Genomic DNA, 16,095 nt, shown 5'->3' with positions numbered 1-16,095 from the left:
GAGCCTTTTGCCGGAAGTGGCAGTTAACGAGAAAAATATGGAAATTATACAAATTGTTGCACTTGCCCTGTTACAGGGCCTGACTGAATTCCTGCCCATTTCAAGCTCCGCTCATTTAATACTGCTACCGATTATTGCCGGTTGGGAGGATCAGGGACTGGCTTTTGACGTTGCTGTGCATGTTGGTACATTGGCTGCGGTCATTTTTTATTTTCGCGCCACTATCAGACAACTTATCGCAGACTGGTTTCGCTCACTGCAACAAAGACAAACCGTAGGTGAAAGTAAATTAGCCTGGGCAGTAATTCTTGGCACCATTCCGGTTGGCCTTGCCGGATTGTTTTTAGGCGACTTCATAGAATTATTCCTACGCAGTCCGCTGGTCATAGCCGCCACTACTATTATATTCGGCCTGTTATTAGGCTTTGCAGACTGGCAAGGCAAACGAGATCGCACTGAACAACAAATGAGCTGGAAAGATATTCTCATTATCGGTGTGGTTCAGGCATTAGCATTAATTCCCGGTACTTCACGCTCAGGTGTTACTATGACCGCAGCGTTGATGTTGGGTTTGACACGGGAAGCCGCTGCCAGATTCTCCTTTTTATTATCAATACCAGTAATTTTTCTTGCCGGTAGTTTGGAAACAATCAAACTAATTGAAGCGGATCAAGCTACGGATTGGTTTGCTTTAACTGCAGGTGCTATTTTTTCTGCGATTAGTGCATATCTTTGTATCTTTTTGTTTCTGAAATTACTTGAACGGATAGGTATGTGGCCTTTTGTCATTTACCGCTTAGCACTTGGTGGCATCCTGCTGTTTATATTTAGTTAATTGCAGTTGACATACTTTGCTCGAATCCGTAACATTCTCCCTCTTTATTTGACCGCATGCGTATATTTTCAGGAGCACCCCGCGGAATGAAAACCTTAAGTGCAAAACCAGCAGAAGTTCGTCGCGACTGGTTCGTAATTGATGCCGATGGCAAAACTCTGGGCCGTATGGCAACAGAAATCGCTCGCCGTCTGCGCGGCAAACACAAAGCTATCTATACACCTCACGTTGATACTGGCGATTACATTGTTGTTGTGAACGCTGAAAAACTGCGTGTATCTGGCAACAAAATGAAAGATAAAATTTACTATCACCACACTGGTCACATCGGTGGTATCAAATCTATCTCGCTGGAAAAACAACTGGACAAAGCGCCTGAGCGTGTTATCCAGACAGCAGTGAAAGGCATGTTGCCTAAAAATCCTTTGGGCCGTGCTATGTTCAGCAAACTGAAAGTTTATGCTGGTACTGAACATCCACACGCAGCTCAACAACCTAAAATGCTCGAAATTTAATCGGATAACGTCATGGCAGATTCTTACTACGCTACAGGCCGCCGCAAAAGCTCAACCGCTCGTGTATTCATGAAGCCAGGCAGCGGCAACATTACCATCAACACTCGCAGCCTTGAAGATTACTTCGGTCGTGAAACATCTCGCATGGTTGTTCGTCAGCCACTTGAACTAGTTGAAATGCTAGATAAAGTCGACCTGAAAATCACCGTTCGTGGTGGTGGTAATAACGGTCAAGCTGGTGCGATTCGTCATGGTATCAGCCGCGCATTAGTTGAATACAACAGCGAACTGAAAACTGACTTACGTAGCGCAGGGTTCATTACTCGTGATGCTCGTGCCGTTGAACGTAAGAAAATCGGTCTGCATAAAGCACGTAAGAAACCACAATTCTCAAAACGTTAATACGACGTTTTCAGAACAAAAAACACCTTCGGGTGGTTTTTTTTGTTTAAAACTTCACAAACAGCTTGAATCATGCTATCTAATAGACTGATTTTGTTAGACTATAAAAAGGATAAGAGAGATGAGAATACAGGGCATTATTGGACTGATTGGATTACTGACCTGCTTCAGCGTTCAAGCGCAATCCCCAGAAATCGCTATCTCAGCAGGTAGTTTTGAAGTTTTTGAAGACAGCTCACTAGAGTTGGGCATTGAATATCGTTTTGCATCACAAGAATCCTTTTTCAACATCATTCCTGCTGTAGGTGTCAGCGCGAATACCGATGGTGGCTATTGGGCTCATGCTGGCGGCCGATACGATATCAATCTCGGTGAGAGATGGATTTTAACTCCTCAGCTCGCCGTAGTAGGTTATGAGGATGGAGATGGTCAGGATCTGGGCAGCGGCTTTTTATTTCGTTCAGGCATTGAAATCGGTTATCGGGTGGCACCTGGCTCCCGGATGGCATTAACGCTCTATCATATGTCTAATGCCAATCTCGCCAAAAACAATCCTGGTTCAGAATCATTGATCCTGAGCTACACTTTTTCACCGTTTAATCGCTGAGTTTTTTATAAAATAAACCTTTTCCCTCAGGCTGCGTTTTAAATCGCCGATGCATCCACAAGTATTGCGCCGGCGATTTTTTTATTTCCGCTTCGACCCAATCATTGACTCTCTGCGCATCTGCCAAGTCATCGCCAATTGGGTAATTCTCCCATGCAGGCCCGATATCAATTGAATAGTTGCCATTAGCCAAGCGCCTCGGCACATAAGGCACAATGGCTGCCCCACTCATTTTGGCAAGTCGTGCCGTCGCCGGGATAGTCGCCGCATTAATACCAAAAAATTTCGCAAACACACTGGTTCTACGGCCAAAATCTTGATCCGGGGCATACCATACAACCTTATTTTTCTTTAAAGCTCGCAACATGCCACGCATATCCGCCTGCAACACTGTGCCTTCACTATGTCGTTCGCGTTGAACTAGCATTACCGCATTAAAGAGCGGACTTTTCAGTTCTCGAAACATGACATAGCACGGCTGCTTCAACATGATAAGCCGTCCGCCTAACTCCATACTGGTAAAGTGTCCTGTTAATAACAGCACACCCTTGCCCTTTGCCAATGCATTTTGAATATGTTCAAGACCATGGTATTCAACGCGTTTTTGCAGACTTTTATCACTGGCCCACCAACTCACGGCGGTTTCAATCGGCATCATGCCCATCGTCAACATATTTTCTCTAAGTAAACTTTCGCGTTCGCTTGATGGCATATCAGGAAAACATAATTCAAGATTCCGTTTGGCGACTCGCTCGCGATCTTTCATAAATAATCGCATCAAGCGCCCTAAGTTGCGACCAGCAAAAAGTTGCCATGATTTTGGCAAATAAATCGAAAGTCGCATAAGCAGCAAGCCAAGCCAATTAGGCCAGAATCGAGGGTGAAGGAATTTTTTACTGAGAATTTTCATCGCGGCATTAACAATACAAAACAGCGTCTATGCTATCATCCCAACTCAATTTAAGCTTAAAAAACTCCCTGCAGTGAGACCAATTTGAAAGTTTTTTACTCAATTTTATTCTATCTTGCTACGCCACTTATTCTAATGCGATTAATCTGGCGAGGATTTAAAGCACCGGATTACTTTAAACGCTGGAATGAGCGTTTCGGATTTATTAAATCGCGTACATCTACACAAAAACTCATCTGGGTTCACGCCGTATCGGTAGGCGAAGCTGAAGCCTGCAGACCTTTGATTCAAGGTTTACAACAACGTTATCCTGCACACAAAATTCTTATCACCACCATGACACCGACCGGAAGTGCACGGGTGAAAATGCTGTTTGCTGATAAGGTAATGCATGTCTACCTGCCATATGACCTCCCTTTTGCTGTGAAACGATTCTTGAAAGCAATGCGCCCTCAGTTTGGCGTCATTATGGAAACAGAGCTTTGGCCAAACTTGATCATGGAATGTGCAAAACAGTCCATACCTTTGGTCATCGCAAATGCACGATTATCTGCACGCAGTGCACGTGGTTATCAGAAAGTAAGCAAGCTGGCAGGACAAATGCTACAAAGCTTGCCATTGATTGCTACGCAAACTCATAGCGATCGTGAACGATTTATACAATTGGGTGCCGCGAAAGAAAAAGTACATGTTGTTGGCAATCTGAAGTATGAAATCACCCTACCCGCCAGTGCTATTGAACGAGCCGAAGCTATTCGTGCTTTATGGGGTAATCGGCCGGTATTTATTGCTGCCAGCACCCATGAAGGTGAAGAAGAACAGATTATAGATGCGGCTCGCAAAATTCGCGGGCAGTTTCGTGATTTATTATTGATTATCGTACCCCGCCATCCTGAACGTTTTGACCGAGTTGCAGCTTTATGTCGACGCTCAGGATTAAACACACTGCGTAGAAGTGAAGGTAAGCCTTGTAACAGCCAAGTTCAGGCCTTAGTTGTCGATTCCATGGGTGAGCTGTCCACCTTTTATGGAACCGCTGATGTAGCCTTTGTCGGGGGCAGCTTGGTTGCTCATGGTGGTCATAACCTATTAGAACCGGCAGCGCTTTCCAGACCCGTCATTATCGGGCCGCATTATTTTAACTTTCTTGAAGTCACCAAACAGTTTGTGGAGCATCATGCCGCTATTGAAGTAAAAAATGCTGAGCAATTAGCCGATACTGTGATTGATTTATTAACAGCGCCGCAACGTCGAGCCGAAATGGGTGATGCAGGTCGGCAATTAATTGAACAAAGTAAGGGGGCAAGTCAGCGCCTGCTTAACCTTATTGATATTTATATCAGTCATGCTAAGCGATGAAGACTGGATGCGTCAGGCCTTACTACTGGCGCAACAAGCTGAGCAGTTAGGAGAAGTCCCCGTTGGCGCAATCATTGTTTTAGATGATCAGATTATTGGATCTGGGTGGAATCAACCCATCAGCCAACATGATCCGACTGCACATGCCGAAATTATTGCTTTGCGTGCAGCCTGTTTGCAGCAACAGAACTATCGACTACCTAACGCCACAATGTATATCACATTAGAACCCTGCATCATGTGTGCTGGAGCCATTGTGCATGCGCGAATTGAGCGAGTGGTATTTGCTGCAGCTGAGCCTAAAACCGGCGCTGCCGGTAGTTGTTTTGATGTTTTCAATACTCCACAACTGAATCACCGCGTTAAATGTGAGGGCGGACTGTTAGCTGACGAAAGTAGTGCAATACTTAAAACTTTTTTCCGATCTAAGCGATAAACATCACATTTACTAATGTTTACCGCCGAATTTGGGGAAATTAAGGTGTGCAAACCAATACTTATGTAGCATAATTTTGTGCCCTACTGACAGTAGTGATGTTTTGAAAAAGCTATTTTTTCTCATTCTCATGCTCTGCATATTAAACGCTTGCAGCACTTCCAGTAATCAACTTGAACAGATTCTGGAACGCGGCGAACTGCGAGTCGTCAGCCGTTATGGTTTAACCAGTTATTACACTAACTCTGGTCAGCTTGCAGGATTTGAGTTCGATCTGGCACAAGCTTTTGCAGATTATCTGGGGGTTGAACTCAAAGTAACGGTTCCCAATACACTCAGTAAAACTTTGGATATGATTGAGAATGGTCAGGCAGATATCGCTGCGGCTGGATTAACCATTACCCGAGCAAGGCAAAACCGGTTACGTTTTGGGCCGATTTATCATGAAGTGACTCAACAATTAATTTATCGTCACGGCAGCCCTAAACCCCGTGATATTACTGAAATCAGCAGCGGTCAGTTAGAGATTCTTGCCAATAGCAGCCATGCTGAACAGCTCGCCTTATTGCAACAAGAAATTCCACTACTCTCATGGACAGAAAATCAATCTATCGATTCAAGTGGCCTATTACAGCTGGTTCAACTTGAATTAATTGATTACACCATTGTTGATTCTAATGAGATGTCGGCCAGCCATGGTCTATATCCCGAATTACGTGTCGCTTTTGATGTTTCGGATCCTCAACCTCTTGCCTGGGGAATGCGCCGCAGTGAGGATATGAGTTTACAACTCGCGGTAACAGCTTTTTTTGAAGAAATTGAAAACACAGGCTATCTAGATCAATTGATTGAAACCTATTTCGGTCATATCCGTCGTTTTGACTATGTCGATTCCCGCGCCATTCATCGCCGAATCCAAACGCACCTGCCTCAATACGAATCGATGTTTAAAGCGGCCGCATTAGCCTATGGTTATGATTGGCGATTACTGGCGGCTATGGCCTATCAAGAATCACACTGGAATCCGGAAGCTGTTTCCAGTACCGGTGTTCGGGGCTTAATGATGCTCACTCAGGCAACCGCCAATGAAATGGGGGTTACTGATCGGGAAGATCCTGAGCAAAGTATCTTTGCTGGTACGGCCTATTTGACCATTATAAAGAACCGTTTGCCTGAGCGTATTGCCGAACCGGATCGAACCTGGCTGGCTTTGGCAGCCTATAATATTGGTCTGGGTCATCTGGAAGATGCCAGGATCCTTACCGAAAAAAATGGCGGTAATCCAGATCGCTGGGCCGATGTTCGTGAAAATTTGCCGTTACTGGCAAAACAACAGTGGTTTAGTCAGACTCGTTATGGTTATGCCCGTGGTGGAGAACCTGTACGTTTTGTCGGTAATATCAGGCGTTACTACGATATTATGCTGCACCATGATGAGGTCAACCGAAACTCGACCACACCGCCGGCAGAACCCAACCAGACACTGCCAGCAGCCTTATAAAAGGCAAAAAAAAAGCCGGTTAATTAACTAACCGCTTTTTTAATTCTAAAGCGCTTTATTTTTCTGCTTCAATTTTCTCAATCAAATGCTCAACGACATTTAACATTTCAGTCATGCTGCCGGCTTTAGGGGCATCAGTATGATATCGCCCATCAACGATGATTGAAGGTACGCCGCTGACACCTGCCGTTTGGCTGATCACCAGAGCTTTTTTCACATTGGTTTTAACGGTAAATGAATTCATAGTTTCCAGGAATTTGTCACGATCAATACCTTGCTCAGCAACAAAATCCAATAAACGCTCTTCTGTATCCAAACGACGTTTATCAATATGAATGGCATTAAATAAGGCTTTATGCAGTTTCTCAAAATCCCCTGTCACTTGTGACGCATAAAAAACTCTTGCCAGTTGCAACCAGCTATCACGAAAAATAGCCGGTACCTGAGTAAATTTAACATTCTCAGGCAAGGTTTCTTTCCACTGCATAATTTGTGAATCTAAGGTAAAGCAATGCGGACAGGAATAAGAAAATAATTCCATGACTTCAATCTTTTCACCGGAAGTGTTTTTTGCCATACGCTGAGAGGTAGGCTCATAATGCTCACCTTCTTTGTATTTTGCTGAGTCTGCTGACACAGAAAATGGCACCAGCAAAGCTGCTGTGGTCAGTAACAGAGCGCGGAATGATCTTGTCATTTAAATATCCTTAAATTTTAAAATTACAAACTGCCGTAAGAATGAAGACCGGACAGAAACATATTGACACCTAAAAAGGCAAATAAGGTCACAAACAACCCGACAATTGCCCACCAGGCCATCGGTACACCATTCCAGCCTTTTGTCATACGCATATGTAACCAGGCAGCGTAGTTTAACCAGACAATCAACGCCCAGGTTTCTTTTGGATCCCATGACCAGTAGCCACCCCAAGCTTCTGCTGCCCACAAGGCGCCAAGTATGGTTGCCACGGTAAAAAAGGCAAAGCCCAAGGCAATGCTTTTATACATTAAGTCATCCATCATGGTCAGTGGTGGCATAGCTTTAACCAAGCCACTGTCAGGATTCTTGTTAGCTCGCCAACTGACCAGCAAATAAGCGATACCGATCATGGCAGCCATAGCAAATGCACCGTAACCGATAAAGTTTGCCGGTACATGAATTTTCATCCAATAACTCTGCAGTGCAGGAACCAATGGCTGAATTTCATGCGCATTGCGTTCAAACGCATACCAGAGTTGGAAAATAACGGCAGCGGAAATGACCAATAAAACAAAACCACCCAAACTACGGACTTGATAGCGACGTTCGTAAAATAAATAAATCAGTGCAGTTACAACGGCAAACAGGATAAAGACTTCATACAGGTTGCTGACCGGAATATAACCAATATCAGCCCCCATCATATGGGTCTCACGCCAACGTACCATCAGACCGGTCATACCAAATGTTGTTGCTATCCAGGTAAAGGCACTACCAACTTTTTCGGTATAACTGGAACGGAAAATCAATCCGCCAAAATAGGTGAAGGTTGCGGCAATGAAAAACACACTCATCCACATAATTGCAGATTGACTGGCCAGCATGTATTTGAGAATGCCATTGGTTTCAGCGGCACCCAGATCGCTTCCATACAGTTGCAAAGCAATTAAACTTAATATCGCAACAGCAATTGAGTGTCCTCTAAAACCGGGCCATTTATTACCCACCATTGCCATACTGATAGCGGTAAAAATTAGAATGGAAACTTCATAAACATCCAGCACTTCTTGGTAAACCGTCAAAATACCTATCGTTGCCAGTAATAAAAGGCCGTACCACCACCAAGTATGGGCAGCAGGTTTTGTCATTATTTCAGTATTTGTTGTCATAGGTTTCTCATACTCTTTATCGCGCTTTCATTTATGAACCTGGCTAAAGGTTGGAGTTCCCCGTTTTAGCCGCCAGCTGTGTTCTTTGCTCGTTGAAAAATGTATCAAATTCTCGTGCGTTTCGATTGGTTGAACCCGCCAGAATAATGTTGGTTTGACCGTTCTCCTGTTCAAGCCATGCCCAAAATCGTCTTTGAGGCAGGTAGAACAAGAGAAAAATACCAATTACTAACAAGGCGCAGCCGAAATACACCACATTTTTGCCAGGCGCTTTAGCAATTTGCAGGCCTGTTGATTGGATATGTTCAAAATCGGTCAAATGTAAAAATACCGGCGAGCCATAACGCGACAAGGTGCCAATGCTATCGACCGTATCCTGTAAAAACAGTAATTGTTCATTGCTGACTGTTTCAGCATCAATTCCGTCCATGCTGAAATAAATCCGCGCCAGCATTTCTCGTAACATTCCTAGATAAGCAGGCGCCAAATTGTCACGTTCTGCATCCGGAAGATTGTTGTCAATAAAGTCCCTGACCTCATCAAAACCACCACGCACAAACATTTTAATAAGGGTTTCCAGAGTTTGTTGCAAACTCTCTTCCAGCGATTCGTCTCGCTCCGGCAACATAGCCAGCGCCTCAATCATCATCGAATTAGCAATACTCGATACTAATTGCTGATCTCGAAGCAGAGCTGAATATTGCAGGAAACGATTCAGGCTGCCATCTTCATCAACAGGTAAATAGAGATAAGCAAAAGACTCGGACGGAGTATTCCGCACACCACTTAAAAAGTACTCGCGACCATCACGTTCTACAGGAAACATATAGTTTTCATATTCCCTGGCTTCGCCCGTCTGAGTACGCAACTTGAACGTAAAGTTCGGGCCAAAGTCACGAACATTTCGCGAATCGTCTTCAGTGGGATCCGGGTTGATATTGAATGGGCGGAAATCAATCATTTCCAGCTGCATGCTTTCCTCACCCCACAGCATTTGCCGATTTTCAAATACTTTGGTCTGGATAGACACGGGCTCGGTACCAGCTCGGCTATCTAATGGCCAGGCATCAAGACTTAATATTGAACCGCCATCACTGAAACTGGCTTGATAAATAGCATGCCCACGATAAATCAAAGGATGATTTACTGCGATAGTTGCTTCCATAGGCGCATCCAACTCATCATCGTGAATCACTAAATCAGACTCAAATGATTTCGGTTGACCGTTTGGATAATGTTCAATTCGGAAATCTTTAACTTCAATACGAAACGGCAAAGCTTGTAACAAATAACCGTCACGCACTGGTAAAAAAACTACTTCTGACGCCTTACCTTCCGGAATACTAACTGAACCTCTAAATCCTTGATTACCTTCTCCCAGCCGACTTTCAGCCGGAATCTCTCGAATGGATAGATCGCGGGTTTCAATTTTGATATCGCCGCGCCATTCTGCAAGCTTAAGCGGCATATTGCTGTCAAATAAACCACCGACACATATGACTACAATCGCAATGTGGGTGAATAAGTAGCCGAGACGATTCATCCCGCCACGCATGGCGGAAATTAGGATCGCATCTTCTTGTTTGACAGTTTGCCGACTGCGAAAGCCGAGATTTTTGAATTCCTGTTGCAGATTATTGGCAACGGTTTGCAGGTTATTATTTGATTGCCATTGAGCATTGTGATGCATGGCTTTTAGTGATTTTTTCTGCACATTAGTGCGCAGTTGCCACATCTCTTTGGTCATAGCGGGAAAATGACGGAGAACACAGACAGATGTTGAAATAACCAATAACGCCAGGATGGCGACAAACCACAAAGCACTATAAACATCATAGAGCCCGAGCTTATCGAAGACATCAAACCAGTAAGGTCCAAATTTGATGACATAATCAGCATAAGGTTGATTTTGCTGCAGAACGGTACCGATAACAGAGGCGATGGCCAATGTCAGCAAGAGCGTAATAGCCAATTCCATTGAGCCGATAAATAATAATAAACGGCGAGTAAAACTCAGGCTGGATGGACCTTTTTTTGTGGCGTCAGACATGAAATTGCTCAAAAATGGGCTGATTTTTGACTCCGGTGCAATTTTAGATAATTGCACCGGAGCAACATCAGCAATTAATGCAGACCGGATACATAAGCGGCAACCGCTTTGATCTCTTCCTCTGTCATTTTAGAAGCAATATCACGCATCATACCGTTAGGATCGTTATGACGTTCCCCATTAGCAAAAGCATGTAATTGCGCTTCTGTATAGGCACGATATTGAGCAGATAGTTTCGGCCATTTCGCCGAAGGCATGCCGCTTCCGTTTGGTCCATGACATGCCATGCAGGCTGGTACACCAGACTCACTGTTTCCACCGCGATAAATCTGTTTGCCAAGTTCTAACAAATCCTCACTTACCGCGCCTGGGGTGGCTTCTTTGCTGGCATAAAATGCCGCTAAATCAGCCATATCTTCTTCAGACAAACCGGCAACCATTGGCGCCATAATGGCATTTTCACGTTTACCGCTTTTGAATTCGACCAGTTGTTTGTAGAGATAACTGGCATGTTGTCCAGCCAGTTTAGGATACATATCTGATGGGCTGTTACCATCGGCGCCATGGCAGGCAGCACATACGGCTGATTTTGCCTTCCCGGCTGAGACATCACCTGCCGCTAAACCAAGTGGCGAACTCGTTACTCCCAAACCCAGCACCACCGCTGAAATAATTTTTTTCATTGTAATTCCTAGACACTAACTTTCGGATACAAAACTTCCGGTATGCTACTCTTATTGGCACTTTTTTGCACCTGGAAAGACTGACATGTCAGAGTTATACCGTAGCGCGCATTATACTGTCAGCGCGACACAATTGTCTCAATTGCCCTCCGACGCCGGATACGAAGTCGCTTTTGCGGGCAGGTCTAATGCCGGGAAATCCAGTGCTATCAACACTATCACCGGTATCAAAGCCTTAGCGCGCATTAGTAAGACACCCGGAAGAACACAAATGATCAATTTTTTTCATCTGGATGAAGAGCGCGCGCTAGTCGATCTTCCCGGTTACGGTTATGCCAAAGTCCCGGAAAAAATGAAGCTGAAATGGCAGGCAACCTTAAGCAAATATCTGGAAACGCGCCAATCTTTACGCGGATTAATGTTGATGATGGATATTCGTCATCCGTTAAAAAACTTTGACCTGCAAATGCTAGGCTGGGCAAAACAAGCTGAACTACCGATCCATATTCTGCTGACCAAATCAGATAAACTGGGCCGTGGAGCAGGTGGCAATACATTACAACAAGTTCGCAAAGAATTATCAGAGGCAGGTTTAGTGGCTTCGGTTCAATTATTTTCGTCTTTAAATCATCAAGGTCGTGATGAAGCTATACAGGTTCTGGATGAATGGTTTGAACTTTCAACGCCAGAACAACAATAGAAATATCTGCTAACACCATTAAATTACAAAATTTATGCTTCAGGTGATGGCAGATGTCGCCACTCTCTGCTACCGTTAACTGCAATGGGTGAGGTCTTACCAAACCATCTTCAGTTCTATGCTGAAAGCCGTTTCATGGCAACGCAGCCAAAGCCCCTCACCTAAACCTGTTTTTTTCCATAACGATGCCCATTCAAGGATTGCCGCTATGACGCCAAGATATACTGCGATTACTACCCCTTTGCCTGAACTTTATCAGACGTCAAAACTGGGTATGAACACGCTCGCTTTAACAGAAGATTTTAAACGCTATTTTGGAATTTATCTGGGACAGGACAAGGGCTGTGCTTCAGGCCATTACTTGTACTCAGCTATGGCGCACACACTGCGGGATAGATTGTTTGAAAGAATGAAAAACACCAAACATACCTATGCAGAATCAAAATGCAAACAAGCCTACTATCTCTCAATGGAATTTTTAATGGGTCGTGCCACTGGCAATGCCGCATTAAATTTGGGTATTGAAGAGCCATTGAAAAAAGCCTTGGTCAATCTTGGGCTTGAATATGAAGAACTTGCAGAGTTTGAACATGATGCAGGTTTAGGTAACGGCGGTCTAGGCAGGCTGGCCGCATGCTTTATTGATAGTTGTGCCACCTTACAACTACCGGTTACTGGTTATGGACTGCGTTATGAATATGGCATGTTTCAGCAAAAAATAGAAAATGGTCGCCAACAGGAAATGCCCGATCACTGGTTACGTGATGGTAATCCTTGGGAGCTTGAACGTCCTGAGTTCACTCAGCGAGTCAAATTTGGCGGACATACCGAATTACGTCGCAACACCAGCGGACAAATGGAAATCCAGTGGGTTGATACCAATGATGTTCTGGCAGTGCCATACGACTTACCAATTCCCGGTTATCAGAATGGAACCGTGAATCGCTTACGTTTATGGAAAGCCGCTGCGACCGATGAATTTAATCTGGAAGATTTTAATGCTGGCTCTTATACCGAAGCCGTAGCGGCTAAAAATGAAGCAGAAAATATCAGTATGGTGCTCTATCCAAACGATGCCAGTGAAAATGGCAAAGAATTACGTTTGCGTCAACAGTACTTTCTTGCGTCAGCCAGCTTGCAGGATATTCTGGATTACTGGGTTAACACCCATGGTGAAGATTTTGAAAACTTTGCTGATAAGAATGTATTTCAACTAAACGACACGCATCCGACCGTTGCTGTTGCTGAATTAATGCGTCTGCTGATGGATGAGCATCAATTGGGTTGGGACAAGGCTTGGAAAATTACTTCTACAACTATGGCCTATACCAACCATACTTTATTGCCTGAAGCACTGGAACGTTGGCCGGCAAATCTGTTTGGTCGTTTATTACCGCGTATATTGGAAATCATCTACGAGATAAACGCTCGTTTCTTGCGAGAAGTTGCCAATCACTGGCCTGGCGATAAAGAGCGTCTGGCACGTATGTCGATTATTGAAGAAGGTGCTCAGCAGCAAGTTCGTATGGCACATTTGGCTATTGTTGGCAGCTTTTCAGTTAATGGCGTTGCGGCCTTACATTCAGAATTACTGAAAAAAGGTTTGTTTGAAGATTTTTATCAATTGTGGCCGGAAAAATTCAATAACAAAACTAATGGTGTTACACAACGTCGCTGGATGGCCTGGTGTAATCCTGTGCTTAGCAAATTAATTACTGAAACTATCGGCGACAAATGGATCACCCGCCTCAGTGAATTGCAAAATTTAGCGCCATTGGCTCACGATAAAGATTTTCAAAAATCATGGCATGAAGCCAAATTTGAAAATAAAAAACGTTTGGCGGCTTTAGTAGAAAAAGACTGTGGAGTAACTTTCAATCCTGAAGCTATGTTTGATATTCAAGTAAAACGGATTCATGAATACAAACGTCAGCTACTAAATGTTTTACATGTTATTCATCTCTATGATCAAATCAAACGTGGTCATACCGAAGGATTACCTAAACGCTGTGTCTTATTTGGTGGTAAGGCAGCTCCGGGTTACTTGATGGCAAAACAAATTATCAAGCTCATTAATAATGTAGCCGAAGTTGTGAATAACGATCCTGATGCGAACGATTGGCTTAAGGTCGTCTTTTTCCCTAACTATCAAGTCTCGGTCATGGAAGTTATCTGCCCTGCAGCAGATTTATCCGAACAAATTTCCACAGCAGGTAAAGAGGCATCCGGTACCGGCAATATGAAATTTATGATGAACGGTGCCATTACCATTGGTACGCTGGATGGAGCTAACATCGAGATCCGTGAAGAAGTGGGCGATGACAACTTCTTCCTGTTTGGTTTATCAGAAGAAGAAGTTGCCGAAAAACGTGGAAGCTATAACCCTCAAGCTATCATAGAAAATGATGCTGATTTGAAACGGGTGGTGGATCTATTGAAAGGTGGCCATTTCAATCAGTTCGAGCCAGGTTGTTTTGACAATATTATTCATGCCTTCACCAGCCCACATGATCCTTGGATGACAGTTGCTGATTTCCGCAGCTATATTGATGCACAACATCTTGCGGGACAGGCTTATTTAGATAAAGAACGCTGGACTTCAATGAGCATTATTAATGCGGCACAAAGCGGTAAGTTTTCAACTGACCGTACCATGGATGAATACAACCAGGATATCTGGAAACTTGAAAAAATAGCACCACACCCAGATAGTTAATCGCAGATATACTAATCCCCCGGCCTATAAACGAAATGACGTTATAGACCGGGGTGTTTTTTTACGGTGGTTTCAGACTGGTAAAGTCCGTATAATTCGCGCTGTCAGCACAAACACAATGCGCCTGTAGCTCAGTTGGATAGAGTATCGGTTTCCGAAACCGAGGGTCACAGGTTCAATTCCTGTCAGGCGCACCATTTTCAGTGTTTAAAAATTCCACCAAACCTATGAACCAACCACTCAAGGTTAGTTGTAATTCACATAGTCACTTCGATAAAATTTTCGCGAAGCTGAACTTCCGCTTTGGTTATGACTTAACTTGATTCTGATCTTGTTTGAAGTGGTGGTTCAACCTGCCCATACAGTTCAAGTTTGTTATAAAGTGTTTTAACCGTTATACCTAGCTGTTTTGCTGCTTGGGTTTTATTTTGCTGGCATGCATTCAATGTTGAGATAATCAAGCTCTTTTCGGCTTCTTTGATAGATGTGCCTGGTCCAACACTGCTTTCACTTGTAACCTGAATATTAGAAAAATCAGGTAGTTCGGCCACTGTAATCATATCTTCCGCCAGAATATGCGCTCGCTCTACACAATGTTTAAGCTCCCTGACATTGCCCGGCCAACTGTATTGTGCAAAAACATCCAGCACTTCGTCTGCAAAAACTTTTCCGGTATTTGTTGCTTTATTACGATATGCAAGGAAATGTCTTGCCAACTCGATAGCATCATTATCACGATGGCGTAATGGCGGAATTTTGATGGGGAAATGTGCCAGACGAAAATATAGATCTTCACGAAGGAAACCAGATTCAATGGCTTCTTCGGGTTCTCGATTGGTTGCTGCAATAACCCTTACTTGAGACTGACGTACGACATCACTACCCACGCGTCTGAATTCACCGCTTTCCAAAACGCGAAGTAATTTACTTTGCAATGCCAAAGGCATCTCGGTAATTTCATCTAATAACAAGGTCCCCTTTCCGCCTTGTTCAAAGAAACCGATATGTTGATTAACGGCACCTGTAAAAGCACCTTTTTCATGGCCAAACAATTCGCTTTCAACCAAATCTGCAGCCAACGCAGCGCAATTCACAGAAACCATGGGTTCACTGGCCCGCTCACTTTGTTCATGAATTGTTCTGGCTGCAACTTCTTTCCCACAGCCACTCTCACCAATCAAAAACACATTCGCATCTGTCTGGCTGACACGACGTATTAATCGATATAGCTTATGCATAACCGCAGAAGAGCCTAAAAGCGAGCCATATTGGTCAAGGGTAGAGGTAAATGTGGCAGTTTTACGTTGTTTTTTAAGATGTTTAAATTCTTCAGCAAACTCTCTGACAATTTCGACGAGGGGTGTAAAGTCTTTCATCTGTCGAAAATGATAAGCCACTCCCTGAGTCATCATCATGTCCAAGCATTTATTCGGCAGGCCATCACTTAATAAAATCCAATCTGCCGTGTTTTGTAATGGATGTGTTGAGAATAACTTACAGTCAGCTTCAGTG

15 protein-coding genes and 1 tRNA gene are annotated in these 16,095 nt (G+C 43.9%); 10 read left to right on the top strand and 6 right to left on the bottom strand.

Annotation, left to right across the window (positions count from 1 at the left end; genetic code table 11):
• Positions 1-37: 37 nt before the first annotated feature.
• The 4 genes from E8Q33_RS08220 (at position 38) to E8Q33_RS08205 (ending at position 2,359) form a co-directional block, all read left to right on the top strand.
• Positions 38-835 carry an undecaprenyl-diphosphate phosphatase gene (locus E8Q33_RS08220; protein ID WP_069296073.1) on the top strand — a complete coding sequence of 266 codons (798 nt, stop codon included), beginning with the start codon at positions 38-40 and terminating at the stop codon, positions 833-835.
• A gap of 86 nt (positions 836-921) precedes the next feature.
• A complete protein-coding gene (gene rplM / locus E8Q33_RS08215; RefSeq protein WP_014705973.1) occupies positions 922-1,350 on the top strand; it encodes a 50S ribosomal protein L13 in 429 nt (142 codons plus the stop codon).
• Positions 1,351-1,362: 12 nt separating this feature from the next.
• Complete coding sequence (gene rpsI, locus E8Q33_RS08210) at positions 1,363-1,752, top strand: 30S ribosomal protein S9 (RefSeq protein ID WP_014705972.1); 390 nt, start codon at positions 1,363-1,365, stop codon at positions 1,750-1,752.
• Positions 1,753-1,873: 121 nt separating this feature from the next.
• Positions 1,874-2,359, top strand: a complete 486-nt coding sequence (locus E8Q33_RS08205) for an acyloxyacyl hydrolase (protein ID WP_136554062.1) — start codon at positions 1,874-1,876, stop codon at positions 2,357-2,359.
• Here the strand turns inward: E8Q33_RS08205 and lpxL are convergent.
• A complete protein-coding gene (gene lpxL, locus E8Q33_RS08200) occupies positions 2,349-3,269 on the bottom strand; it encodes an LpxL/LpxP family Kdo(2)-lipid IV(A) lauroyl/palmitoleoyl acyltransferase (RefSeq protein WP_069296071.1) in 921 nt (306 codons plus the stop codon). The two genes, E8Q33_RS08205 and lpxL, sit on opposite strands and share 11 nt — an antisense overlap.
• Positions 3,270-3,404: 135 nt before the next feature.
• Here lpxL and waaA point away from each other — a divergent pair, with 135 nt between their 5' ends.
• From waaA to mltF, 3 genes are all read left to right on the top strand, one after another.
• Positions 3,405-4,628 carry a lipid IV(A) 3-deoxy-D-manno-octulosonic acid transferase gene (gene waaA / locus E8Q33_RS08195; RefSeq protein ID WP_245652105.1) on the top strand — a complete coding sequence of 408 codons (1,224 nt, stop codon included), beginning with the start codon at positions 3,405-3,407 and terminating at the stop codon, positions 4,626-4,628.
• A 7-nt stretch (positions 4,629-4,635) separates the two neighbouring features.
• The gene (tadA, locus tag E8Q33_RS08190; RefSeq protein WP_247869979.1) at positions 4,636-5,064 is read left to right on the top strand and encodes a tRNA adenosine(34) deaminase TadA; all 429 of its coding nucleotides are present in this window, start codon (positions 4,636-4,638) and stop codon (positions 5,062-5,064) included.
• Between the two features lie 103 nt (positions 5,065-5,167).
• Complete coding sequence (gene mltF / locus E8Q33_RS08185; protein ID WP_247869978.1) at positions 5,168-6,565, top strand: membrane-bound lytic murein transglycosylase MltF; 1,398 nt, start codon at positions 5,168-5,170, stop codon at positions 6,563-6,565.
• Between the two features lie 55 nt (positions 6,566-6,620).
• Here mltF and E8Q33_RS08180 read toward each other — a convergent pair whose 3' ends face one another.
• The 4 genes from E8Q33_RS08180 to E8Q33_RS08165 all read right to left on the bottom strand — a co-directional run bounded on the left by E8Q33_RS08180 (position 6,621) and on the right by E8Q33_RS08165 (position 11,167).
• The gene (locus tag E8Q33_RS08180) at positions 6,621-7,262 is read right to left on the bottom strand and encodes a thiol:disulfide interchange protein DsbA/DsbL (protein ID WP_136554060.1); all 642 of its coding nucleotides are present in this window, start codon (positions 7,260-7,262) and stop codon (positions 6,621-6,623) included.
• Positions 7,263-7,285: 23 nt separating this feature from the next.
• The gene (gene ccsB / locus E8Q33_RS08175) at positions 7,286-8,434 is read right to left on the bottom strand and encodes a c-type cytochrome biogenesis protein CcsB (protein ID WP_136554059.1); all 1,149 of its coding nucleotides are present in this window, start codon (positions 8,432-8,434) and stop codon (positions 7,286-7,288) included.
• A 43-nt stretch (positions 8,435-8,477) separates the two neighbouring features.
• Positions 8,478-10,484, bottom strand: coding sequence for a cytochrome c biogenesis protein ResB (locus E8Q33_RS08170; RefSeq protein WP_136554057.1), 2,007 nt, complete (start codon positions 10,482-10,484; stop codon positions 8,478-8,480).
• 74 nt (positions 10,485-10,558) lie between these two features.
• Positions 10,559-11,167, bottom strand: coding sequence for a cytochrome c (locus E8Q33_RS08165; protein WP_069296064.1), 609 nt, complete (start codon positions 11,165-11,167; stop codon positions 10,559-10,561).
• A gap of 85 nt (positions 11,168-11,252) precedes the next feature.
• Between E8Q33_RS08165 and yihA the strand changes: the two genes are divergently transcribed.
• The 3 genes from yihA to E8Q33_RS08150 all read left to right on the top strand — a co-directional run bounded on the left by yihA (position 11,253) and on the right by E8Q33_RS08150 (position 14,780).
• Positions 11,253-11,867 (top strand): ribosome biogenesis GTP-binding protein YihA/YsxC, encoded by a 615-nt coding sequence (gene yihA / locus E8Q33_RS08160; protein WP_069296063.1) that lies wholly within the window; start codon positions 11,253-11,255, stop codon positions 11,865-11,867.
• A gap of 208 nt (positions 11,868-12,075) precedes the next feature.
• Entirely contained in the window at positions 12,076-14,583 is a 2,508-nt protein-coding gene (locus E8Q33_RS08155) for a glycogen/starch/alpha-glucan phosphorylase (protein WP_069296062.1), read from the top strand.
• A gap of 120 nt (positions 14,584-14,703) precedes the next feature.
• Positions 14,704-14,780: transfer RNA gene (locus E8Q33_RS08150), tRNA-Arg, on the top strand.
• Positions 14,781-14,897: 117 nt separating this feature from the next.
• Here E8Q33_RS08150 and E8Q33_RS08145 read toward each other — a convergent pair.
• On the bottom strand, positions 14,898-16,095 hold a 1,198-nt coding region (locus E8Q33_RS08145), incomplete at its 5' end, for a sigma-54-dependent Fis family transcriptional regulator (protein WP_136554156.1).

The organism is Methylophaga sp. SB9B, assembly GCF_004832235.1.
GTDB lineage: Bacteria > Pseudomonadota > Gammaproteobacteria > Nitrosococcales > Methylophagaceae > Methylophaga > Methylophaga muralis.
This window is presented reverse-complemented; position numbering and strand designations above follow the sequence as displayed.